This window comes from Pseudomonas marincola, from assembly GCF_900682675.2.
Lineage (GTDB): Bacteria > Pseudomonadota > Gammaproteobacteria > Pseudomonadales > Pseudomonadaceae > Aquipseudomonas > Aquipseudomonas marincola.
In genome coordinates this window covers 2,101,358-2,123,973 of the sequence record NZ_LR215729.2, presented here as the reverse complement: position 1 = coordinate 2,123,973, position 22,616 = coordinate 2,101,358, and the positions used below count along the sequence as shown (strand labels likewise).

Below are 22,616 nucleotides of genomic sequence, written 5' to 3'. Positions count from 1 at the left end.
GATCAGCATGGAAACGGTAAACATTCAATTCGACCCATCGAGCCTGGTGCTGCTCAATCTGATCCTCGCCGTGATGATGTTCGGGGTCTCGCTGGAACTGCGCGCAGACGACTTCAAAAGCATTCTGCGCTCGCCCAAGGCCCCGGCAATCGGCCTGATTGCGCAGTTCATTCTGCTGCCTGCCCTGACTTGTCTGGGCTGCTGGGCATTCAATGTCGAGCCGATGTTGGCGCTGGGCATGGCGCTTGTGGCCGCCTGCCCCGGCGGTAGCTTTTCAAACATCATGACGTGGATGGCCCGCGGCAACGTCGCGGTTTCGGTGAGCATGACCGCTGTATCCAGCGTGGCGGCAAGCGTACTGACGCCGATCAACTTCGGTTTATACGCCTGGCTTAATCCACACACCCGACCGCTGCTCACTGAAATCTCGATGGACCCGCTGAGCCTGCTGCTCATGGTGTTGATGGTATTGGGCTTGCCTCTGTTGGTCGGCATGTACGTTGGCAAACGCTATCCAGGCTTGTCGAAACGCATCGAAAAACCACTGCGGATCTTTGCCTTGCTGGTCATGCTCAGTTTTGTCGGCTTGGCCTTTGGCAAGAACTACGCGCAATTCATTGCACACTTCCATCTGTTCTTCTGGCTGGTGGTTATTCATAACGCGCTGGCATTGAGTACGGGCTACCTGAGCGCACGCCTCAGCGGCCTGCCCGCCGCCGATCGCCGGGCGATTACCCTTGAAGTCGGCATCCAGAACTCGGCGCTGGGGCTGGTAATTATCTTCACCTTCTTCCCGCAGGCGACCGGAATGCTGCTGATTGCAGCCTTCTGGGGTTGCTGGCATCTGGTCACCGGCCTGAGCCTGGCGTTTTTCTGGTCACGGCGTCCGCCCACCCCGAGCATAACCCTGCAACCGTTGAGCCCAATCGGAGAGAAATGATGAATGTGGTACTGATTACCGGGGCTGCCAGCGGCCTCGGCTGGGAGCTTGCGCGCGCGTGTCACGCCCGTGGCGATGCATTGGTCCTCACCGATATCAATGCGGCTGGGCTGCACGAGCGCATGGCTGAACTGGGTAACGAGCAGATCATCGGCATTGCCGGCGATATAACCGACCCGCAATTGCACCAGCAGCTCATCGCCGCCTGCAGCGAGCGCTTTGGCAAGCTCGACGTACTGATCAACAACGCCGGGATTACCCATCGTTCGCCCACGATCAAAACCGATCCCGCGGTATTTCGCAAAGTCATGGCGGTTGATTATCACGCGCCGCTGGAACTGACCCTCAGCGCTCTGCCGCTGCTGCGCAAAGCTGGCGGGCAAATTGCTGCAATCGGCTCAATGGCTGGCTGGATGCCCGTATTGGGGCGCGCCGGTTATTGCGCGGCAAAAAGTGCCCTGAGCCAGAGCTTTGAAGTGCTGCGCGCAGAAGTGGCCCGCGACGGAATCGGCATGCTCATGGTCTACCCAAGCTTTCTCGACACCCCGATTGATCGCAATGCACTCGGCGCCGATGGCAAGCCGGCCAACCATGCCCGCTCAACCATCGGCAATATTCGCGGTGCCGACTGGATGGCCAGCCAAATCATCGAGGCGTTGGATAAACGCCAGCAACGCCTGTTTCCCGACCGTGGCAGCTGGCTGGCCAGCTTGCTGTGGCGCATCGCCCCGGCGTTTTACTACCGCAAGATGAGTGCACGCTTCGCTGGAGAAATGGCTTGATCGACTTTATCTGGTTGGCGCTCGGCGCTTTCATTCTGCTGGCGTACACCCTTGAGGCCATTACCGGTTTTGGCAGCATTGTTATCGCGCTGTCGCTGGGCGCCCTGCTGTTGCCGATTGAACAGCTGCTGCCAGTATTGGTGCCGCTGAACATCTGCATGACCGGCTACATGACGCTGCGCTACCGCAAACTGATCGACCGCGGTTTGCTGTTCGGCATGATCCTGCCCGGCATGGCCGCCGGCACGCTAATCGGTTACTTCCTGCTGCCATGGCTCGACGCCAATCTGGCCAAACAACTATTTGGCGTTTTCGTGCTGCTGTTCGCCAGCCGCGAACTCTGGCGCATGCGCCACAGCGCAGTTGCGCGCCCGCGTCCGCTTTGGGTCAACCGGCTGATCACCCTGGCCGCTGGCGTAACCCACGGCCTGTTCGCCTCGGGCGGCCCGCTGTTGGTGCATGCACTGGCAGGCACCAATCTGGATAAATCACGCTTTCGCGCAACCTTAATCAGTGTCTGGTTCAGCATGAACAGCCTGCTGACTGTTGCATTCCTGCTGGATGGCCGACTGCTACCCGCGCTACCGCAAGTTCTCAGCTACGCACCTTTGTTGTTGGTGGGTGTCTGGCTGGGCGAACGCTTGCATAAGCGGGTCGACGAAAAACACTTTCGCATCGCCATCTACCTCCTTCTTCTGACCACCGGCGCGCTGCTCAGCTTCCCGCGCTAGCACTGGAGATTGATATGCCGTATCAAATAATCATAAAAAATGCAGCGTACTTCGATGGTTCCGCCCAAGGCGGAGAGATTCGTCATGTTGGAATCAACGATGGCCGCATCGACGCCGTCAGCCTCAGCCCGCTGGACGAAACGGGTTGCCCCGAAGTCATCGACGCGAGCGGCAAGTGGCTGACGCCCGGTTTCATTGAAATCCACTCGCACTACGATGCCGAAGTGATCGCCGCGCCCGCGCTCAAAGAGTCCGTGCGCCACGGCGTAACCACGGTGACAGTCGGCTCCTGCTCGATCAGCATGGTGCTGGCCGATGCCGAAGACTGTTCAGACCTGTTCACCCGCGTAGAAGCTGTGCCGCGCGAATACGTGCTGCCGATTCTTCAGGAACGTAAAACCTGGAACGATGCCGCCGGTTATCGCGCCTTCTACAACAAGCATCCGCTGGGCCCGAACCTGTGTTCATTCCTTGGCCACTCCGAACTGCGCGTTGCGGTGATGGGGCTTGAGCGCGCAACCAGCAAGGTAACCCCGACCGAGGCCGAATTGCAGCGCATGGAGCAGCTGCTCGAAGAAGCGCTGGACGCCGGCTGCCTGGGTTTGTCGGTGATGACTACACGCCTCGACAAAATGGACGGCGACCGGGCATGGTCCAGCCCGTTGCCCTCGACTTTCGCCAACTGGAAAGAGTTCTCGCGACTGTTTGCCGTGCTGCGCAAACGCAACGCAATCATGCAGGGCGCGCCGGACGCGGTTACCAAGGTCAACGTATTTGCATTCTTGTGGCAGGCTCACGGCTGGTTCCGCCGTCCGCTGAAGAGCACCATGCTCACTGCGCTCGACCTTAAATCGCAGCCGATGCTGCATCGCTTCACGCGTTTCTCCGGCTGGATCGCCAACAAACTGCTGCGCGGCAATTTCCGCTGGCAGACCCTGCCGGCGCCGTTCCTGCTCAACCTTGAAGGGCTTAACGTCAATGCCTTCGAGGAGTTTGGCGCCGGGGAGATCCTGCGTAATCTGAAAGACCCGGACGAAATCTATGCCAAGGTCAACGACCCGCAATTCCGTGCGCTGTTCAAGAAGCACGTCAAAGCGATTTTCACCATCGGCCTCTGGCACCGCGACTTCTCGGACTGCTGGGTAACGGCCTGTCCTGACGCGAGCATGGTCGGCAAGAATTTCGAGCAGCTCGGCCGCGAACGTGGCGTCGATGCAGTGGATGCCTACTTTGATATCGCCAGCCAATACCGCGACGCGCTGAAGTGGCAAACCTGCTATGGCAACCACCGTCCCGAGGTAATGCACAAGCTCCTGGCCAGTGAATGGACCCATCCCGGTTTTGCCGATTCGGGTGCGCACCTGCGCTCGATTGCCCAATACAACTTTCCACTGCGCTTGCTCAAATATGTGCGTGATGCACAAATCGCTGGCAAACCGTTCATGTCCACTGCACGCGGTGTGCATCGGGTCAGCGGCGAGTTGGGCGACTGGCTGGGGATTGATGCCGGGCATATTCGCGTCGGCGACCGTGCAGACGTGGTGATCATCAACCCGGAAGGGCTCACCGAAGCGGTGGATGAATTCACTGAAGCGCCGATGGACGTGCTCGGCTTGCAGCGCGTGGTCAAGCGCAATGATGAGGCCGTGGAAGCGACCATTATCAATGGCCGCGTGGCTTACCGGCGCGGTAGCGAGTTCGTCGCTGAACTCGGCAAAGAGCAAGGCTTTGGCCAGTTCCTGGAGAGTCGCGAGGTGCTTGAACGCCAGCAGGCGCAGGGTTTCAATCCGGCCGTCGCCTGAGCCCCAACTAAACCGCACCTGCAGGCATTGCGCCTGAAGGTGCGAGAATTGCGTAAGCCTACTGGGCTTGAGTCACTTGCTGGTTGACCAGATCAATCAGCTGCTTGGCGCCAAAACTCTCCAGCGGCTGACCATTGACAAAGAACGTCGGCGTCTGACGGATGCCGATAGCCTTGGCATCGGCAGCATCCTTCTCCAGCGTTGCGCTGATGTCTGCGGACATCAACTCAGCATGCGCCTTGTCCAGATCCAGCCCGGCACGTTCTGCAGCGGCCCACGCCTGCAACACTTGCGGGTCATCATGCCACTGCGGCTGCGCTGCCATGACGGCCTCTAACACCTGCGGATAAATGTCCTGCTTGCGCGCGGTCTCGAGAATTCGCGCGGCGGTTTCCGAACCGTCATGGAACAGCACATAACGCAGGACCAGGCGCACATCGTCAGGATTGTCAGCCATGAGCTTTTTCACCAGCGGAAAGAACGCCCGGCACGCCTCGCACGACGGGTCAAAGAACTCGACAATCGTCACCGGTGCGTTGGCAACACCAATTACCGGTGAGTGAAAACGCACCAGCGAACTCGATTTCGGAGCCGCTGCCGTGCTGGGTTCTGGCGCTTTGGTTGAGTTGTAGAAAATCGCCGCACCGGCAAAACCGAGCAGCACAACGATCGCGATGACGAGCACAGTTAAACGTTTGCTCATTGACTGGATCTCCGGAAAATAATCAAAAGAAGAGCGCTGATCAGGCTAAAAATAATCAGCGAAAGAACGGGCAACGGCACAACGCCGAAAATAGTCATGTTGCTGCCGGAGCACGAGCCACCCGCGCCACAGGGCTGGATGCTGTCGCCGAACACGCCGGCATAGAGCAGGCTGTGATACAGCGCGATAAACCCTCCAACGCTCGCAACGGGCAGCGCATAACGCCACACGGCGAAATCCGAGCGGTAGCTGGCCACTGCCAGAATAATCACCAGCGGGAACATGAATGCGCGCTGAAACCAGCACAGATTACAGGGCGCCTGCCCCATGACCTCGCCGATAAACAGCGCACTCAATGTGGCCACCAGCGCCAGCAGCCAGGCTGCAAGCAACAGGCACCAGCTACTGAACGCGTGAGCGCTTGTGTCGGACGCGCTCATGACGTCGCGCCCTGCGAAAGGGAAAACGATTGCATAGATTGATCCTTAATTGCACAAGTCCGGAGCCGCAAAGCGGCCAAGGGTTAACTCGGCAACAAGAACCGTGGCGGGCGCTCGATGTGATAAACCGGCCGCAGTGGCTCACCCACGACCCGTTTGCTGTCAGGCAATGCAGTGCTTGGCTGTACTGGCAGCAGCAAACCGCTCACCAACGATGGCGGCTCGTGAGCATGATCGGCTGTGGCGGATGCCTGATTCTCGGCGGTGCAGAGCATGCAGCTTAGCGTCACCGCGCCTTTAGCGGCGCCACTGTGCAGGCTTACTGGCGCGTCAATACCAGTGAGCAAGGCACTGGTCTGCCAAAGCCAGACTGTTAAAAAAGCCAGGCTCAGCGCGCGGAGCAATTTCTGGGTGAACAGGCGGCCGGGCATTCAGGGCAAACCGAGGGAACGCAGAAGATTCGGCATTCGAGCACAGGCGCTCGGCGAGGGGCAAGCTTGAGCGCTTTGCTGGCACAGGCAATTGTTTACTGATTGCTACAACTAATGGCCGGTGCAGCACGGCCGTCGATATAGTCCGCCTATCAAAGCGATGCTTTTGAAGCCTTATGCCAATCGGTTACCATTCAGGTCTGCCCAAACTGAAGAGCCGAGAGCCACCATGTCGCAACCCTGGAGCCCTACCAGCTGGAGAAGCAAACCCATCCAGCAACAGCCGCAATACCCGGACGCCGCCAAACTGGCCAGCGTCGAACAAACGCTGGCGGGCTATCCACCACTGGTATTTGCAGGCGAAGCCCGTGAGCTGCGTCGCCAGTTTGCCGAGGTCACTCAGGGTCGCGCATTTTTGCTGCAAGGTGGCGACTGCGCCGAAAGCTTCGCCGAGTTCAGCGCCGGCAAGATCCGCGACACGTTCAAAGTGCTGCTGCAAATGGCCATCGTCATGACCTTCGCGGCCGGTTGCCCGGTGGTCAAAGTCGGGCGTATGGCGGGCCAGTTCGCCAAGCCGCGCTCCGCCAATGACGAAACCCTCGACGGCGTTACCCTGCCCGCTTACCGCGGCGATATCGTCAATGGCATCAACTTCGATGCTGCCAGCCGTGTGCCAGACCCGGAGCGTTTGCTGCAGGCCTATCACCAGTCCACGGCCTCGCTGAACCTGCTGCGCGCCTTTGCTCAGGGCGGTTTTGCCGACCTGCATGAGGTGCATCAGTGGAACCTCGACTTCATCGCCAACGCCTCGCTGGCAGAGAAGTACAGCGCACTTGCCAGCCGCATCGATGAAACCCTCGCCTTCATGCGCGCTTGCGGCATGGATGGTTCATCGCAAGTTCGCGAGACCAGCTTCTTCACCGCTCACGAAGCCTTGCTGCTCAACTACGAGCAAGCCTTTGTACGCACCGACAGCCTGACGGGGCGTGACTACGCCTGTTCCGCGCACATGCTCTGGATCGGCGACCGCACGCGTCAGCTCGACGGCGCGCATGTCGAGTTCTTGCGCGGCGTGCAAAACCCAATCGGGGTCAAGGTTGGCCCAAGCATGAACAGCGAAGAGCTGATCCGCTTGATCGACATTCTCAACCCTGATAACGACCCGGGCCGCCTCAACCTCATCGTGCGCATGGGCGCTGGCAAGGTTGAAGAAGGCCTGCCGCGCCTGATCCAGACGGTTCAGGGCGAAGGCCGCCAGGTGCTGTGGAGTTGCGACCCGATGCACGGCAACACTATCAAGGCGTCCAACGGCTACAAGACCCGTGATTTCGCGCAGATTCTGGCCGAGGTCAAACAGTTCTTCGCCGTGCATCAGGCTGAAGGCAGCTACGCAGGCGGTATCCACATCGAGATGACCGGACAGAACGTCACCGAATGCATCGGCGGCTCGCGTCCTGTCACCGAAGCCGGCTTGTCTGACCGTTATCACACCCATTGTGACCCACGCATGAATGCCGACCAGTCGCTGGAGCTGGCCTTCATGATCGCGGAAACCCTCAAGCAAGTCCGCCGTTAATTACTGGCGGCGAATAGCGCCCTGCTATTCGCCGTCACGTCCGCCTCTCTGCATCCCCATTTATTGATTGTGCTCGCCAACCGTCCCGCTCCGGGCGTAGCGTAGGCATGAACGCCATTTACCTGTGGCGCCATGCACTGCTGCTGCACTACGCACAGGTTAAATGCACCAGCACGCAGCATTAACGCCGATTTCAACCTGAGCCTTAACTGCAGCAGGCTGGCAATCGCTGGCTTGCAGCGCTGTGGCATGGTGACTGCAGGTGATTGCAACAACGCGGCGCCCCAACATCGGCGCGCTATTGATTACGCCGGTTGCTGGCAGACATCACAGCCGCAACCGCTCGCAATTGGAGTGCAGGCTTTGCTTTATCAAACCGCTGTAGGTGCGCTGCAATACCGTTTTGCCGACCTCAAGACCTTACTCGCCAAGGCGAGCCCGGCGCGCTCCGGGGATTATCTGGCAGGCCTGGCTGCGGCCACTTACGAGGAACGCATGGCGGCGAAAATCATCCTCGCCGATGTGCCGCTCAAGCAGTTCTTGCAGGAGGCGCTGATTCCTTACGAATCGGACGAAGTCAGCCGCCTGATCATCGACACCCACGACAAGGCCGCGTTTGCCCCGATCAGCCATCTTACCGTCGGCGACTTACGCGACTGGCTGCTGCTCGACAGCACCGACAGCCAGGCATTGGCCGCTGTTGCCGCCGGCATTACCCCGGAAATGGCCGCTGCCGTGAGCAAGCTGATGCGCAATCAGGATTTGATTCTGGTGGCCAAAAAATGCCGCGTGGTTACCGCGTTTCGCAACACCATCGGCCTGCCCGGTCATCTGTCGGTGCGCCTGCAACCCAATCACCCCACCGACGATGTGCGCGGCATTGCAGCCAGCCTGCTCGACGGCCTGCTCTACGGCTCGGGCGATGCCACGGTCGGTATCAATCCTGCCAGCGACTCGTTATCGACGCTGATGCGCCTGTGGCAAATGCTCGATGAGGTGCGCGAGCACTTCGATATCCCCATGCAAAGTTGCGTACTCACCCATGTCACCACCCAGATACAGGCGATTGCAGCCGGCGCGCCAATTGATCTGGTGTTCCAGTCCATCGCCGGCACCGAGAAGACCAACAGCAGTTTCGGCGTGAATCTGGCGCTACTGCGTGAAGCTCACGACGCGGCGCAGTCGCTCAAGCGCGGCACAGTGGGCAACAACCTCATGTACTTTGAAACCGGCCAGGGCAGCGCGCTCTCGGCAGGCGGCCACCACGATGTCGACCAACAAACCTGCGAGGCGCGCGCCTATGCCGTGGCCCGTGAATTCAAGCCATTACTGGTCAACACGGTGGTCGGCTTTATCGGCCCGGAATACCTGTACGACGGCAAGCAGATCATCCGCGCCGGACTTGAAGATCACTTCTGCGGCAAATTGCTGGGCCTGCCAATGGGCTGCGACGTCTGTTACACCAACCACGCCGAAGCTGACCAGGACGACATGGACACCTTGCTTACGCTGTTCGGCGCGGCAGGTATCAACTTCATCATGGGCATTCCCGGCGCGGACGACATCATGCTCAACTACCAGAGCACTTCGTTCCACGACGCCCTGTATCTGCGCAGCGTGCTCGGCCTCAAACGCGCCCCCGAGTTCGATGCATGGCTGGCCAAAATGGCCATTACCGACACCACCGGCCAGCTGCGCGAAATTGGCCGGGGCCATCACCTGCTCAAGCAATTGCCCTTTATTTCCGGTGCCGCCTGAGGAGTCGTATGCATGCACAATGACGATAAAACCCTGATTCAGGCCAATCCGTGGGATGAGCTGCGCAGCCACACCAATGCCCGCATTGCGCTGGGCCGCGTCGGCTCAAGCCTGCCGACCCGCGAAGTACTCAAATTTGGCCTGGCCCATGCGCAGGCGCGCGATGCCGTGCACCGGCCACTGGACTTCACCCACCTCAAGCACGAGTTGCACGCCGAAGGCTTTCGCACCTTGCACGTGCACAGCAATGCGCAGGATCGCCAAACCTATTTACTACGCCCGGATTACGGCCGGCAGCTACACGATGAAAGCCGCATTTATCTGGAACACGCGCTGCCCGCACCCGAACTGGCTGTAGTCATCTGCGATGGCCTGTCCTCGATTGCCGCCCAGCGTCATTCGCTGCCGTTGCTCAAGGCCTTTCGCGAACGATTCAGCACCGACTGGGCCAACACGCCCGTGGTCATCGCCGAACAAGGCCGCGTTGCCATTGGCGATGGCATTGCCGTGGCATTACGCGCGCGTCTGTTGATCGTGTTGATTGGTGAGCGGCCCGGCCTGAGTTCGCCCGACAGTTTAGGCATTTATCTGACCTATCAACCTGCGCACGGCAGCATGGACAGCCAACGCAACTGCATCTCCAACGTGCGCCCCGAAGGCTTGCCGTATGCGCAGGCCGCGCTGAAACTCGACTATCTGGCCCGCGAGTCGCTGCGCCTGCAACTTTCCGGCGTGTCACTCAAGGATGACAGCAACCAGCTTAAAATCAGTTCCTGAAGCGCTCTTGCTGCAACTTGCAGATGCGAACAACCTGACAGCCCGCCAGCGCCGGAGTAAGCTGCTAACTCAAGCCTAAAGGGAGTTTCTGTATGCCTTGGTATATCTGGCTGTTAATCATCGTGGTGCTCGGCTCCATTGTTGGCGGTTTGATGGTGTTGCGTGACACCGCCAAACCCCTGCCGCTCGATGAAGAGCAACTGAAACGGATACACGAGCGTAATGCCGAACAAGATGCCAAGGACCAGCGCGACGCCTGAGCGCATCTTGGTTTCTACGCAGCCCGGCCAATGCGCAGCGTTTCTGGCAATAACGCCTGCCAGCCTGCGAGTTGCGCTCGCGTCACTGTTGCTGCTGACAGGAGCTGGCTGCAGCCAGCAACCTGTCTCGTCCGAACAATCCTGCGAGCAACTGTTTGCCACGCGCGATCAGCTCACGCAGGCCACGCGCGATGGCCAGTTTGCGCAGATTAAAGGCTTTTACGGCCTGCGCAGCAGTCGCCTCGATACGCTGCTCGCAAGCCAGGCCATAAACCCGGAGCAACAGCGGCTATGGCTGCAGCGACTGGCCGCCAACGACATCGCCGCCAGTGCCATTGAGCAACGCAACCTGCCCGCCTCTGCACGCAATGGTCTGGATAATCCGGCCTTCCAAGCGCGATTGAATGCCTGTCGCAACAATCAGATTCAACAGCTTTTGAGCGATCCATCGGCGCTGGATCAACTGCGCAACGCCAGCGCAGTTGCCGATGACTATTCGCACTGGGCGCGTGCATTGGGCCTCTACCCTCTGCTCAAACCGTTGTACCGCAAAGGTATTGCCCAGTGGCAAGCTGAGGCCGCCACCACGACCGCGCCGCAAGACTCTGCCCGCTGGCTGAATTACCAGCCGGTGGCCACAGATACTTCAGCGCTTCCGACAAAGTTCTCGCTTGACGCACTGGGCTTGCCGCAAGTTGACGCCGAGCAATTGCAGGCGCTATTTGCCAGGCACGCGCCGCTGATAAATGTTGAACAAGCAAGCCCGGCGGATCGTATCGGTCAACCGCGTTTCAATGCGCAAGGCGAGCGCCAGTTCAGCCCGTTGCCGGTGATTTATCAGCATACGGGCTGGAGCCGGATTGACGGGCGCTGGCATCTGCAGCTGATCTACCAGATGTGGTTCCGCGAGCGCCCCAAATCCAATCCGCTGGACATGCTCGGCGGCGATCTCGACGGGCTGATCTGGCGCGTAACCCTTGATGATCAAGGCGCTGCCATGTTGTACGACAGCATTCACCCCTGTGGCTGCTGGCACAGTTTCTTTGTGCCGCAGAGCTCTGCCTTACGCTTCAGCCAAGCGCGGGATGAAGAAAGCCGTCCACATCGGCTGGTGGCTGTTGACGCCAGCAAGCCCGCGACATTGTGGTTAAGCGCCAGAGAGCATGCGCTGGTCTGGGTGGACCAGCGAACCAGCGCCAGCGTGCCGATCACCTATCAGCAAGCCTCGCTGGATCAGTTGCGCCAGCTTGACCACGGCCAAGGCACTAAGAGCCTCTATCAACCGGACGGCTTAATCAGCGGCACTGAGCGACTGGAGCGCTGGGTACTCTGGCCATCCGGCGTACACGCGCCAGGCAGCATGCGCCAATGGGGCCGGCATGCGACAGCCTTTATCGGCCGTGCGCATTTCGATGATCCGCTGTTGCTTGAGCGCTATTTCAACGCGGCGCCATAAGCGGGGCTTACGCCGGTTTAATCACCAGGGTAAGTGCTTGTTCGGCTAACTGATCAAGGCTCATCGGGCCTTCTGAACGGAACCAGGTGTTGGTCCAGCTCAACGCGCCGGTAAGAAAGCGGCGAATGATGAACGGGTCGCCGCTGAATTCGCCCTGCACGCGCGCCTCTTCGAGCACATCGAGCCAGATCTGCTCGTATTCGTCACGCAGGGCCAGAATGAACTGCTGGCCATCGTCCGACAGCGAACGCCACTCATACACAAGCACCGCCATCGCCTCGCCGGTGCCGCCCATAATCGACTGCAACTCGCAACGAATCAGCGCCAGCATGCGTTCACGGGTGTTCGCGGCCTGCCCCAACGCATCACGCATCAAGGCGGTGTTATAACGAATGGTTTCCTCCATCACCGAGCGCAGGATCTCATCCTTGCTCTTGAAGTGATGAAAGATACTTCCTGATTGAATCCCTACAGCGCCCGCCAGATCACGCACTGTGGTGCGATCAAAACCCTTGCTACGAAACAGATGCGCAGCCATTTGCAGCAATTTACCGCGAGCACTTTCAGGGTCTGTGACCTGACCACTGGCGACCAATTGCTGCATAACTGCATGGGCTTGTTGTTCATTCACGCGACATTCTCTCCACCGGCTCACTGCTGCATGACCTGCAGCGCCTTCTCAGCCCAACAGTTGTAAGGCAGGAATTTATTCTGCACAGGCCCACCAAGCAAGCGCTTGGCTAAATTTTCTGAAATTTACCCACAAAGACTTTTCAACCAAGCGCTTGCTTGGTAGTGTTGAAGCCATTGCAAAACGCTAACGCACAGCCGGTATCTGCACCCGCAATCCGCTGGCAATAACAACAAAGCTGAAGACGCCAGCGTCAACCAGCAACTTTTAGCGCAATTGTTTCAGGGGCCTGAGCATGAGTAAAACCATCCGCATTGGCTGTGCCTCGGCATTTTGGGGCGACACCTCCACCGCCGCTGCGCAGTTGGTCAACGGTAGCGAACTGGATTATCTGGTTTTCGATTACCTGGCCGAGGTGACCATGTCGATCATGGCCGGGGCACGCATGAAGCAGCCCGACGCGGGCTACGCGCGAGATTTTGTCGAGGTGCTCGAGCCGCTGCTGCCAACACTGGCGACCAAACAGATCAAGGTCATCAGCAATGCTGGCGGGGTTAATCCACAAGCCTGTGCGCAAGCGCTGGCAGCGGCCTGCGAAAAAGCTGGGGTCGATCTGAAAATTGCCGTTGTGCATGGCGACAACCTGCAACCCAAACACAGCGAACTGCGTAACAGTGATGTTCGCGAGATGTTCAGCGGCGAGCCTTTACCGCCGTTCTGCGTATCAATCAACGCCTATCTGGGCGCGCCGGGCATTGTTGAGGCGCTAAAGCATGGCGCAGACATCGTCATCACCGGCCGCGTGGTCGACAGCGCCGTAGTCAGCGCTGCGCTGGTGCATGAATTCAATTGGCCTTGGGACGCTTACGACAAACTCGCCCAAGCCGCCCTGGCTGGGCACATCATCGAATGCGGCGCGCAGTGTACCGGTGGCAATTTCACCGACTGGCAAAGCGTGCCTGATTACGCCCACATCGGCTTCCCGGTGGTTGAGGTCGCCGCCAATGGCGATTTCACCGTGAGCAAACCACAAGGCAGCGGCGGACTGGTGACGCCATGGACAGTCGGCGAGCAGATGCTCTATGAAATCGGCGACCCGCAAGCCTATTTACTACCCGATGTCATCTGCGACTTCTCGCAGGTCACGCTCGAGCAAACAGCCGAGAACGTGGTGTCCGTGCGTGGGGCCAAAGGCCTGCCACCGACGGACCAATATAAAGTTAGCGCGACCTATCCAGACGGCTTCCGCTGCACCGCCAGCTGCCTGATGGCAGGCATTGATGCGGTCAAAAAAGCCCAGCGGGTCAGTCAGGCAATTATCGACAAGACCAGCGAAATGTTCGCCGAGCGCGGTTGGGGCGACTATTCACAGGTGTGCATTGAATTGCTCGGCAGCGAAGCCACGTACGGCAGCCACGCCCTGCGCGACGACACACGTGAGGTGGTGATAAAGATCGGTGTGCGTCACGCCAAGAAAGAGGCGCTGGTGTTGTTTTCGCGTGAGATTGCCCAAGCCGCAACCGGTATGGCGCCAGGCCTGACCGGGATTGTCGGAGGGCGCCCGACGGTGTATCCGGTGATCCGTCTCTTCTCCTTCCTCACCGATAAAAGCCTGTGCCAACTGCATGTGGCCATCGGCGATCAGCAGCACGCCGTGCAGCTGCCAGACCGCGCAACGCCCGCCCAGCCAGCAACACCTGCCACCGCGCCGTTGCCGAAAGAAACCGGCAGCTCACGCGTGCCGCTGGTGCGTCTCGCCGTCGCCCGCTCCGGCGACAAGGGTGACCACAGCAATATTGGTGTCATGGCCAGAAAGCCCGAATACCTGGCATGGATAGCGGCTGCTCTCACCCCGGAAGCCGTGGCTCAATGGTTCTCGCATGTACTCGACAGCCCGCACAGCAAAGTGTCGCGCTGGTATTTACCTGGCACCCATAGCTTGAATTTCCTGCTTGAAAACAGCCTCGGTGGCGGCGGTGTTGCCAGCCTGCGGATCGACCCGCAAGGCAAGGCGTTTGCCCAGCAACTGCTGGAGATTCCAATACCGTTGCCAGCAGAACTGGCCGCTGAGCTGGCTTGAAGCCAAGCCCTGCAAATTACCGATTAACCCGTTGCCCGCTCGCAGCTTGTCGCGCGCAAAACACAGGATATTTGTCAGCATGAGTTATCAATCAGTCTTCTCAGCAGGGTTGTTCGCCGGGCAAACCATCATGGTTACCGGTGGCGGCAGTGGCATCGGGCGCTGCACCGCGCATGAACTGGCGGCGCTCGGTGCACATGTGGTGTTGGTCGGGCGCAACCTTGAAAAGCTTGAAAAGACCGCGGGCGAAATCAGTCAGGACGGTGGCAGCGTCAGCCTGCACACCTGCGACATCCGCGATGAGGAGTCGGTCAAGGCGATGGTCGCGGCGACAATCGCCGAGCATGGCGCCATCCATCATCTGGTCAACAATGCCGGTGGCCAATACCCGGCGCCACTGGCCTCAATCACCCTCAAAGGCTTTGAGGCCGTGGTGAAGACCAATCTGGTCGGCGGTTTTCTGGTGGCCCGCGAGGTGTTCAACCAGAGCATGAATAAAACCGGCGGCAGCATCGTCAACATGCTCGCCGACATGTGGGGCGGCATGCCCGGCATGGGCCATTCGGGTGCGGCACGGGCGGGCATGGAAAACTTCACCAAAACCGCCGCCTTCGAGTGGGCGCATGCGGGCGTGCGGGTGAATGCCGTCGCGCCGGGTTGGATTGCTTCCAGCGGCATGGACACCTACGACGGCGCCTTCAAGGCCGCGATTCCGCTGCTGCGCGAGCATGTTCCGCTAAAACGCATCGGCACTGAATCTGAAGTTTCGGCGGCGATCGTCTTCTTGCTTAGCCCGGGCGCTTCATTCATCAGCGGCACCACCGTGCGCATCGACGGCGCCGCCAGTCAGGGCGGCCGGGCGTTCCCGCTGAGCAAAGCCAAAGCAGGGCAAAGCCAGCCGTTCAATGGTTTCCATCGCGCCTACATGCCTGACGTTCTCAAAGGGGAATAACCGATGCCGGTGATCCAGTCCGAAATAGACCCGCACAGTGAAGACTTTGCGAGCAATCGCGAGGCCATGCTCAGCGCCATTGCCAGTTTTCGCGAAGTCGAACGCAATTGCCTGGAGAAAGCCTGTGAGGCCAAGGCCAAGTTCGAAAAGCGCGGCCAGCTGCTACCCCGTGAGCGGCTCAATCTGCTGCTTGATCCGGGCGCGCCGTTTCTCGAACTGGCGTCTCTGGCCGGCTACAAACTGCATGACGATAAAGATGGCAGCCAGGCCGGCGGCGGGATTATCTCCGGGATTGGTTACATCGCCGGCATCCGCTGCCTGATCACGGCCAGCAACAGCGCGATCAAAGGCGGCACCATTTCGCCAACCGGCCTGAAGAAAACCCTGCGTTTGCAGCAGATCGCGATGGAAAACAAACTGCCGGTAGTCGCCCTCACCGAAAGCGGCGGCGCCAACCTCAATTATGCCGCCGAGATTTTCATCGAAGGCGCGCGGGGCTTTGCCAATCAGGCGCGGATGTCCGCGATGGGGTTGCCGCAGATCACCGTCGTGCACGGTTCCAGCACCGCAGGCGGTGCGTATCAGCCGGGGTTGTCTGACTACGTGGTGGTGATTCGCGGCAAGGCCAAGATGTTTCTGGCCGGCCCGCCGCTGCTCAAGGCCGCCACCGGCGAGATTGCCACCGACGAAGAGCTCGGCGGTGCGCAGATGCACGCCGAGGTAGCCGGCACGGCCGAATATCTGGCGGAAAGTGACGCCGACGGCTTGCGCATTACCCGCGAAATCATGGCCATGTTGCCGTGGAACCAGCAATTGCCGGTGCGCCCGCAACGCACCTATCGCGAGCCGCTGTATCCGCCCGAAGAGCTGCTGGGCGTAGTCCCATCCGATGCCAAGAAGCCCTACGACGTGCGCGAGATTATTGCGCGCATTGCCGATGGCTCGGAGTTTCTCGACTTCAAGCACAACTACGACAACCAGACCATTTGCGGCCACTTGAGCATCGCCGGGCAGCCCTGTGGCGTGATTGGCAATAACGGCCCGATTACCCCGCAAGGCGCCAGCAAGGCCGCGCAGTTCATCCAACTGTGCGAGCAAAGCAACACGCCGCTGTTGTTCTTGCAGAACACCACAGGGTTCATGGTTGGCAGCGAATCCGAGCAGCTCGGGGTGATCAAGCACGGCTCGAAAATGATCCAGGCTGTCGCCAACGCCACGGTGCCCAAGCTGACGCTGGTTGTCGGTGGCTCGTACGGCGCCGGTAACTACGCGATGTGCGGCCGCGGCCTTGATCCACGCTTTATCTTTGGCTGGCCCAACTGCAAAACCGCGGTCATGGGCGGCGCGCAGGCCGGCAAGGTGCTGCGCATTGTCACCGAAGCCAAACACGCCAAGGACGGCAAGGAAGCAGACCCGAAGATGCTCGACATGCTGGAACAGGTCACCGCGCAAAAGCTCGACAGCCAGTCGACAGCCTTGTTCGGCACCGCCAGTTTGTGGGATGACGGCCTGATCGACCCACGCGACACGCGCACCCTTTTGAGTTTCTTGCTGGATATCTGCGCCGAAGCGCAGGTGCGCCCGCTCAAATCCAACACCTTTGGCGTCGCCCGCCTCTGATCCGGAGAATAATAAAAAATGATTTTCACTCAAGAACACCAGGAACTGCGCCGCACCGTGCGCAACTTCGTCGACAAGGAAATCAACCCGCACGTTGAGGAGTGGGAAAAGGACGGGCGTTTCCCGATCAAGGAAATCTTCAAAAAAGCCGGTGATCTAGGCTTGCTGGGTATTTCCAAACCGGAAAAATTTGGCGGCATGGGCCTCGATTACAGCTACTCGATTGTTGCCTCTGAAGAGTTCGGCACCATTCACTGCGGCGGCATTCCGATGGCCTTTGGCGTGCAAACCGACATGTGCACGCCCGCCCTCGCCCGCTTTGGCTCGGACGAGCTGCGCGACGAATTTTTGCGCCCGGCCATCAGCGGCGACATGGTCGGCTGTATTGGCGTATCCGAAGTGGGCGCAGGCTCTGACGTGGCCGGTTTGAAAACCTCCGCACGCAAAGACGGCGACGACTATGTGATCAATGGCAGCAAGATGTGGATCACCAACTCGCCCAGCGCCGACTTCATTTGCCTGCTGGCCAACACCTCTGACGACAAGCCGCACGTCAACAAGTCGCTGATTATGGTGCCGATGAATACGCCGGGAATTTCCCTGAGCCCGCACCTCGACAAACTGGGCATGCGCAGCTCGGAAACCGCTCAGGTGTTCTTCGACGAGGTGCGTGTACCGCAACGCTATCGCATCGGCCACGAAGGCGCGGGCTTCATGATGCAGATGCTGCAGTTTCAGGAGGAACGCCTGTTCGGTGCGGCAAACATGATCAAGGGACTGGAGCACTGCGTAGACGCCACTATCGAGTACTGCAAAGAGCGCAAAACCTTTGGCAATCCGCTGATCGACAATCAGGTCATTCACTTTCGCATGGCCGAACTGGCCTCTGAAATCGAAGCCCTGCGTGCGCTCGTCTACCACGCCACAGAGCTGTATGTGAGCGGCAAGGATGTCACCAAACTGGCATCGATGGCCAAGCTCAAGGCCGGCCGCCTGGGCCGTGAAGTGACCGACAGCTGCCTGCAATATTGGGGCGGCATGGGCTTCATGTGGGACAACCCGGTGTCGCGCGCCTATCGCGACGTGCGTCTGGTTTCGATTGGCGGCGGCGCGGACGAAATCATGCTCGGCATCATCTGCAAGCTGATGGGTATTTTGCCCGGCAAGAAAAAGGCTTGAGTCGATGATGACTCAATCACGGCAAACCCCTCTGTCAAAGGAACGCCCATGAAGCTGCCGAGTACCACCACGCTGTTGCTTGAGGTCTGCGACTTCAGCCTGCGCATTACCCTTAACCGCCCCGCCAGCCGCAACGCCATGAGTCTGGAAATGGTCACCGAGTTGCGCGAGGTGTTCAGTCTGCTGCGCCAGCAGACAGCAATACGCGCAGTGGTGATTCGCGGCGCAGACGGGCACTTCTGCGCCGGTGGCGATATCAAGGACATGGCGGCAGCACGCAGCGTTGGCGTTAATGCCTACCGCGAGCTGAACCGGGCCTTCGGCAGCATGCTTGAAGAAGCCCAGCAGTTGCCACAGGTGGTGATTGCCGTGCTCGAAGGCGCGGTACTCGGCGGGGGTTTCGGTCTGGCGTGCGTCTCGGACATCGCCATTGCCAGCCACGCTGCAAAGTTTGGCCTGCCCGAAACCACACTGGGAATCCTGCCCGCGCAAATCGCCCCGTTCGTGGCCAAACGTATCGGCCTGACGCAAGCGCGCCGGCTGGCACTGACAGCCGCCCGGTTCGGCGGCGAAGAAGCCGTCAGCCTGGGTCTGGTGCATTTCAGCGAACCCGACAACGCGGCATTGGAACAGCGCTTGGCGACAACACTGGCGAATATTCAGCGTTGCGCACCGGCCGCCAATGCGGCAACCAAGGCCTTGCTGCTGCGCACCGAGCAGGAGCCGCTGGGTGAGTTACTGGATGCGGCAGCAGAGCAATTCGCCGAGACGGTGGTGAGCGCAGAAGGTGCCGAAGGAACCCTGGCATTCGTCCAGAAACGCGCCCCGAGTTGGGCGCAATAAGCAGGAGCCGCACGCATGCCCGCTTTCAATAAAATTCTCATCGCCAACCGCGGCGAAATCGCCTGCCGGGTCATCCATACCGCTCAGGCATTAGGCTATCGCACGGTCGCGGTCTACAGCAGCAGCGATGCCGACTCACGCCACGTTGAGCTGGCCGATGAAGCGGTTTGTATCGGCCCTGCGCAGGTCAGTCAGTCGTACCTGAAAATCGACGCGATCATCAACGCCGCCCAACAAACCGGCGCCGATGCCATTCATCCGGGCTATGGCTTCCTCTCGGAAAACGCTGCGTTTGCCGAGGCCTGCAAGGCTGCGGACATTGTGTTCATCGGCCCGAGTGTCGAGTCGATTCACCTGATGGGCAGCAAGCGCTTGTCGAAAATCGCCATGCTCGAAGCCGGTGTGCCGTGCATTCCGGGCTACGAGGGTGCCGCGCAGGATGATGCAACGCTGGCGCGCGAGGCCGAGGCAATTGGCTATCCGCTGATGATCAAAGCCAGCGCCGGTGGCGGCGGACGTGGCATGCGCCTAGTCGAATCTGCGGCGCAGCTCGGCGAGCAGTTGCGCACGGCCCGTTCCGAGGCGCTGAATGCGTTTGGCAGCGATGAGCTGATTCTGGAGAAAGCCGTGATTCGCCCGCGCCATGTCGAGGTGCAGGTGTTTGGCGATCAGCACGGTAATCTGGTGTACCTCGGTGAGCGTGACTGCTCGGTGCAGCGCCGCCATCAAAAGGTGGTCGAAGAAGCGCCCTGCCCGGTCATGACCGAAACACTGCGCAACGCTATGGGCGCAGCCGCCATCAAAGCCGCTGGCTGGGTGGATTACGTCGGCGCTGGCACGGTCGAGTTCCTGCTCGACAGCAGCAATGGCGAATTTTACTTTCTGGAGATGAACACCCGTTTGCAAGTTGAGCATCCGGTCACCGAACTGATCACCGGGCAGGATCTGGTGGCGTGGCAAATCATGGTCGCCGAAGGTCAGGCACTGCCGCTGCAACAAGAGCAGATCCAGCTCAACGGCCATGCCATGGAAGTGCGCCTTTACGCCGAGGACTCTACGCATAACTTCATGCCGCAAACCGGCGCGGTGTTGCAGTGGTCGCCGGAGCTGCTGGACGGTATCCGCATCGATCACGGCCTGCGCGAAGGCCAGCAAATTTCGGCGTTCTACGACCCTATGCTGGCGAAAATCATCGCCTACGGCGCAACCCGTGAAGAGGCGCGGCGCAAGCTGGTGCGTGCGGTCGAACAATGTGTGTTGCTTGGCGTTAATGCCAACCAGCGTTTCCTTGCCAATCTGCTCAAGCATCCGGAATTTGCAGCGGGCAATGCCACCACCGCATTCATTGCCGAGCATTTTCAACAGGACCCAAGCCTGAGCCCGGCGGCACCTGACAACGCTGAAATTGCACTGGCTGGCGCCCTGTTGTTTCAAACAGGCGCGCAGCAACCTGGCGGTACTAATGGACTGTCCGGCTGGCGCAATGTGGCAAGCTCACCGCTGCAACTGAAACTGCAGGTGCTGGAGCAAAGCGTGGCCTTGCAAGTGGACGTTAAGCAAGCCGGCAGTCAGGCGCAGTTGGCTGTCACCGTCAATGATCAACAACTGGAAATTCAGTTGCTGGACATGCATCAGGGACGCGCCACAGTGGTGATCGACGGCGTGCGCAAGCGTGTTGCCTTTCATCTGCAGGGCGGCAGCCTGTGGCTTTACGGGCACAGCGGCAACCTGCATTTCACCGACGTCACCCACGCTCAAGTTACCGCAGCGGCCAGCGCCACCACCGGCACCGTCAAGGCGCCCATGGATGGCGCAATCGTCGATGTGCAGGTTGAGATGGGCAGTCGCGTCAGCAAGGGCCAGCTGTTGTTGGTGCTGGAGGCGATGAAAATGGAACACCCGCTCAAGGCCAGTATCGACGGCGTCATCAGCAGTGTTCAGGTGCGCCAAGGGGATCAGGTGCGCAATCGCCAGGTACTGATTGAGATCGAGCCCGAACATCCAGACGCCGAGGCCGTTACCGGCTGAATCGCATCACTTCATCTACTGAACGGAATGCCTCTATGTCACTGAATAACAAGACCCTGTTCATCACCGGCGCCAGCCGCGGTATCGGCCGCGAAATTGCCCTGCGTGCGGCCCGCGATGGCGCCAATATCGTGATTGCAGCCAAGAGCGCCGAAGCCCACGCCAAGCTCCCAGGCACCATCCACAGTGTTGCCGAGGAAGTGATCGCCGCCGGTGGCCAGGCTCTGGCCTTGCAACTCGATGTGCGCGATGAAAATGCGGTGGCAGTGGCCATGGCCAAAGCCGCTGAACACTTTGGCGGCATCGATGCGCTGATCAACAATGCCGGCGCAATCAAGCTGATGGGCGTCGAGCATCTGCCGGCTAAACGCTTCGACCTGATGTATCAGATCAACACCCGAGCGGTGATGGTTTGCAGCCAGGCAGCGTTGCCGTACCTGAAAAAAAGCAGTAACGGGCACATCATCAACCTCTCGCCTCCGTTGAATCTCGACGAAAAATGGTTTGCCCAACACGGCCCCTACACCGTGACCAAATATGGCATGAGCATGCTCACATTGGGCATGAGCGCGGAGTTCAAGAAGTACGCCATCAGCGTCAACTCGTTGTGGCCGAAAACCATGATCGCCACCGCCGCCATTGAGTTTGAACTGGGCAGCCGTGACGCCTTCAAACGTGCCCGCTCGCCGCTGATCATGGCCGACGCCGCTTACACAATCCTCAACAGCAAGCAACGCAGCATCAGCGGCCGCCTGCTGATCGACGAAGAGATTTTGCGCGAGCACGGGCAGACCGAGTTCGAACACTATCGCTTTGATCCCGAAGGCGGCGACCTGATCCCTGATTTGTTTGTCGACTGATTTCAGTTGAGCCAAAAGCCGGCACTGCAGGCAGATATATTTGCCCTATCCAACCTGCAGCGCTGGCTAAAATTCCGAGCAAGCGCCATCCTTGGCTCTTTAGCGGCGCGCAGTTTTTTCGCCGCCCGATAAGTTAAGGATCATTGCTATGCAAAATGCACCTCTGGCTGCCAACGATTACGAGTTCCTCGAAGATGCACTGCTGAAGTACGGCGACGATAACTCCGTACTCAACGTCTCCGAACTCGATGGCTACCTGACCGCACTCGCGTCTGGCCCGGTTCAGGTGGATATTGCCGAGTGGTTCCCGGCTATCTGGGGCGGAGAGAATCCGGACTGGCAAAGCCCGGACGAAGCCAAGCAATTCATCGACCTCAGCGTACGTCACCTCAACACCCTGGCCGCCCAACTGGGCACTGATGTGCAGGCGTTCGAACCGCGCTTCGAGACCACCGACCATCATGGCCAGAGCGTAACGCTGGCTGAAGAATGGTGCTTCGGTTACCTGCGCGGAATCAGCGTCAGCAACTGGCCTGAATTGCCGGCGCAACTGGCCGCGCAACTTGAGCTGATTGCCCAGTGCGCCGAAGAAGACAATTTCGAGTTGCCAGCCAATTTCGATGCTAATCAGCATAACCAGCAGCTGGCAGCAATCAAGCCGGCCGCGATTGCCCTGCATGATTACTGGGTGACTCAGCGCTAAGCCTGCTGCAACTTAAAAGGGCGGCCCAGTTGTTCTGGAGCCGCCCTTTTCATTTCTAGCCCAG

Annotated in this window: 21 protein-coding genes; 17 read left to right on the top strand and 4 right to left on the bottom strand. The window is 59.6% G+C overall.

The window, feature by feature from the left end:
• Nucleotides 1–7: 7 nt before the first annotated feature.
• Genes PMYSY11_RS09960 through PMYSY11_RS09945 form a run of 4 tightly spaced genes read left to right on the top strand, consistent with a single transcriptional unit; the run spans nucleotide 8 to nucleotide 4,255 of the window.
• Complete coding sequence (locus tag PMYSY11_RS09960) at nucleotides 8–940, top strand: bile acid:sodium symporter family protein (RefSeq protein WP_150549069.1); 933 nt, start codon at nucleotides 8–10, stop codon at nucleotides 938–940.
• Nucleotides 940–1,722, top strand: coding sequence for an SDR family NAD(P)-dependent oxidoreductase (locus tag PMYSY11_RS09955; protein ID WP_069899857.1), 783 nt, complete (start codon nucleotides 940–942; stop codon nucleotides 1,720–1,722). The genes PMYSY11_RS09960 and PMYSY11_RS09955 overlap by 1 nt, the downstream gene beginning before the upstream one ends.
• Entirely contained in the window at nucleotides 1,719–2,453 is a 735-nt protein-coding gene (locus tag PMYSY11_RS09950) for a sulfite exporter TauE/SafE family protein (RefSeq protein WP_371850767.1), read from the top strand. Before PMYSY11_RS09955 ends, PMYSY11_RS09950 begins: the two co-directional genes overlap by 4 nt.
• Before the next feature lie 14 nt (nucleotides 2,454–2,467).
• Complete coding sequence (locus PMYSY11_RS09945; RefSeq protein WP_150549068.1) at nucleotides 2,468–4,255, top strand: N-acyl-D-amino-acid deacylase family protein; 1,788 nt, start codon at nucleotides 2,468–2,470, stop codon at nucleotides 4,253–4,255.
• Between the two features lie 58 nt (nucleotides 4,256–4,313).
• Here the strand turns inward: PMYSY11_RS09945 and PMYSY11_RS09940 are convergent, their stop codons facing one another.
• The 3 genes from PMYSY11_RS09940 to PMYSY11_RS09930 form a co-directional block, all read right to left on the bottom strand.
• Nucleotides 4,314–4,958, bottom strand: a complete 645-nt coding sequence (locus PMYSY11_RS09940) for a DsbA family protein (protein ID WP_150549067.1) — start codon at nucleotides 4,956–4,958, stop codon at nucleotides 4,314–4,316.
• On the bottom strand, nucleotides 4,955–5,398 hold the full coding sequence (locus tag PMYSY11_RS09935) for a disulfide bond formation protein B (protein ID WP_150549066.1): 444 nt from the start codon (nucleotides 5,396–5,398) through the stop codon (nucleotides 4,955–4,957). The genes PMYSY11_RS09940 and PMYSY11_RS09935 overlap by 4 nt, the downstream gene beginning before the upstream one ends.
• 83 nt (nucleotides 5,399–5,481) lie before the next feature.
• Nucleotides 5,482–5,829, bottom strand: coding sequence for a hypothetical protein (locus tag PMYSY11_RS09930; RefSeq protein WP_150549065.1), 348 nt, complete (start codon nucleotides 5,827–5,829; stop codon nucleotides 5,482–5,484).
• A 229-nt stretch (nucleotides 5,830–6,058) separates the two neighbouring features.
• Between PMYSY11_RS09930 and PMYSY11_RS09925 the strand changes: the two genes are divergently transcribed.
• The 5 genes from PMYSY11_RS09925 (at nucleotide 6,059) to PMYSY11_RS09905 (ending at nucleotide 11,656) form a co-directional block, all read left to right on the top strand.
• Nucleotides 6,059–7,405 carry a class II 3-deoxy-7-phosphoheptulonate synthase gene (locus tag PMYSY11_RS09925; RefSeq protein WP_069899862.1) on the top strand — a complete coding sequence of 449 codons (1,347 nt, stop codon included), beginning with the start codon at nucleotides 6,059–6,061 and terminating at the stop codon, nucleotides 7,403–7,405.
• A gap of 363 nt (nucleotides 7,406–7,768) precedes the next feature.
• A complete protein-coding gene (locus PMYSY11_RS09920) occupies nucleotides 7,769–9,163 on the top strand; it encodes an ethanolamine ammonia-lyase subunit EutB (protein WP_150549064.1) in 1,395 nt (464 codons plus the stop codon).
• 12 nt (nucleotides 9,164–9,175) lie between these two features.
• The gene (eutC, locus tag PMYSY11_RS09915) at nucleotides 9,176–9,940 is read left to right on the top strand and encodes an ethanolamine ammonia-lyase subunit EutC (protein WP_069899863.1); all 765 of its coding nucleotides are present in this window, start codon (nucleotides 9,176–9,178) and stop codon (nucleotides 9,938–9,940) included.
• 92 nt (nucleotides 9,941–10,032) lie between these two features.
• On the top strand, nucleotides 10,033–10,200 hold the full coding sequence (locus PMYSY11_RS09910; protein WP_069899864.1) for a DUF2897 family protein: 168 nt from the start codon (nucleotides 10,033–10,035) through the stop codon (nucleotides 10,198–10,200).
• A gap of 7 nt (nucleotides 10,201–10,207) precedes the next feature.
• Nucleotides 10,208–11,656 carry a hypothetical protein gene (locus tag PMYSY11_RS09905; protein ID WP_150549063.1) on the top strand — a complete coding sequence of 483 codons (1,449 nt, stop codon included), beginning with the start codon at nucleotides 10,208–10,210 and terminating at the stop codon, nucleotides 11,654–11,656.
• 7 nt (nucleotides 11,657–11,663) lie between these two features.
• On the opposite strand, the gene PMYSY11_RS09900 is transcribed toward PMYSY11_RS09905, so the two are convergent.
• Nucleotides 11,664–12,260, bottom strand: a complete 597-nt coding sequence (locus PMYSY11_RS09900) for a TetR/AcrR family transcriptional regulator (RefSeq protein WP_172970713.1) — start codon at nucleotides 12,258–12,260, stop codon at nucleotides 11,664–11,666.
• Between the two features lie 322 nt (nucleotides 12,261–12,582).
• Between PMYSY11_RS09900 and PMYSY11_RS09895 the strand changes: the two genes are divergently transcribed.
• From PMYSY11_RS09895 to PMYSY11_RS09860, 8 genes are all read left to right on the top strand, one after another.
• Nucleotides 12,583–14,367, top strand: a complete 1,785-nt coding sequence (locus tag PMYSY11_RS09895; protein ID WP_150549061.1) for an acyclic terpene utilization AtuA family protein — start codon at nucleotides 12,583–12,585, stop codon at nucleotides 14,365–14,367.
• A 79-nt stretch (nucleotides 14,368–14,446) separates the two neighbouring features.
• Nucleotides 14,447–15,319 carry an SDR family oxidoreductase gene (locus PMYSY11_RS09890; protein ID WP_150549060.1) on the top strand — a complete coding sequence of 291 codons (873 nt, stop codon included), beginning with the start codon at nucleotides 14,447–14,449 and terminating at the stop codon, nucleotides 15,317–15,319.
• A 3-nt stretch (nucleotides 15,320–15,322) separates the two neighbouring features.
• Nucleotides 15,323–16,939 carry a geranyl-CoA carboxylase subunit beta gene (gene atuC / locus PMYSY11_RS09885; RefSeq protein WP_069899869.1) on the top strand — a complete coding sequence of 539 codons (1,617 nt, stop codon included), beginning with the start codon at nucleotides 15,323–15,325 and terminating at the stop codon, nucleotides 16,937–16,939.
• Nucleotides 16,940–16,957: 18 nt separating this feature from the next.
• The gene (gene atuD / locus PMYSY11_RS09880; protein WP_150549059.1) at nucleotides 16,958–18,118 is read left to right on the top strand and encodes a citronellyl-CoA dehydrogenase; all 1,161 of its coding nucleotides are present in this window, start codon (nucleotides 16,958–16,960) and stop codon (nucleotides 18,116–18,118) included.
• A gap of 48 nt (nucleotides 18,119–18,166) precedes the next feature.
• Nucleotides 18,167–18,961: an enoyl-CoA hydratase/isomerase family protein gene (locus tag PMYSY11_RS09875; protein ID WP_150549058.1), complete on the top strand. Its 795-nt coding sequence runs from the start codon at nucleotides 18,167–18,169 to the stop codon at nucleotides 18,959–18,961.
• 15 nt (nucleotides 18,962–18,976) lie between these two features.
• Entirely contained in the window at nucleotides 18,977–20,989 is a 2,013-nt protein-coding gene (locus tag PMYSY11_RS09870) for an acetyl/propionyl/methylcrotonyl-CoA carboxylase subunit alpha (protein ID WP_150549057.1), read from the top strand.
• 35 nt (nucleotides 20,990–21,024) lie between these two features.
• The gene (locus PMYSY11_RS09865) at nucleotides 21,025–21,849 is read left to right on the top strand and encodes an SDR family oxidoreductase (RefSeq protein WP_150549056.1); all 825 of its coding nucleotides are present in this window, start codon (nucleotides 21,025–21,027) and stop codon (nucleotides 21,847–21,849) included.
• A 148-nt stretch (nucleotides 21,850–21,997) separates the two neighbouring features.
• On the top strand, nucleotides 21,998–22,552 hold the full coding sequence (locus PMYSY11_RS09860) for a UPF0149 family protein (protein WP_150549055.1): 555 nt from the start codon (nucleotides 21,998–22,000) through the stop codon (nucleotides 22,550–22,552).
• The last annotated feature ends 64 nt before the right edge of the window (nucleotides 22,553–22,616 follow it).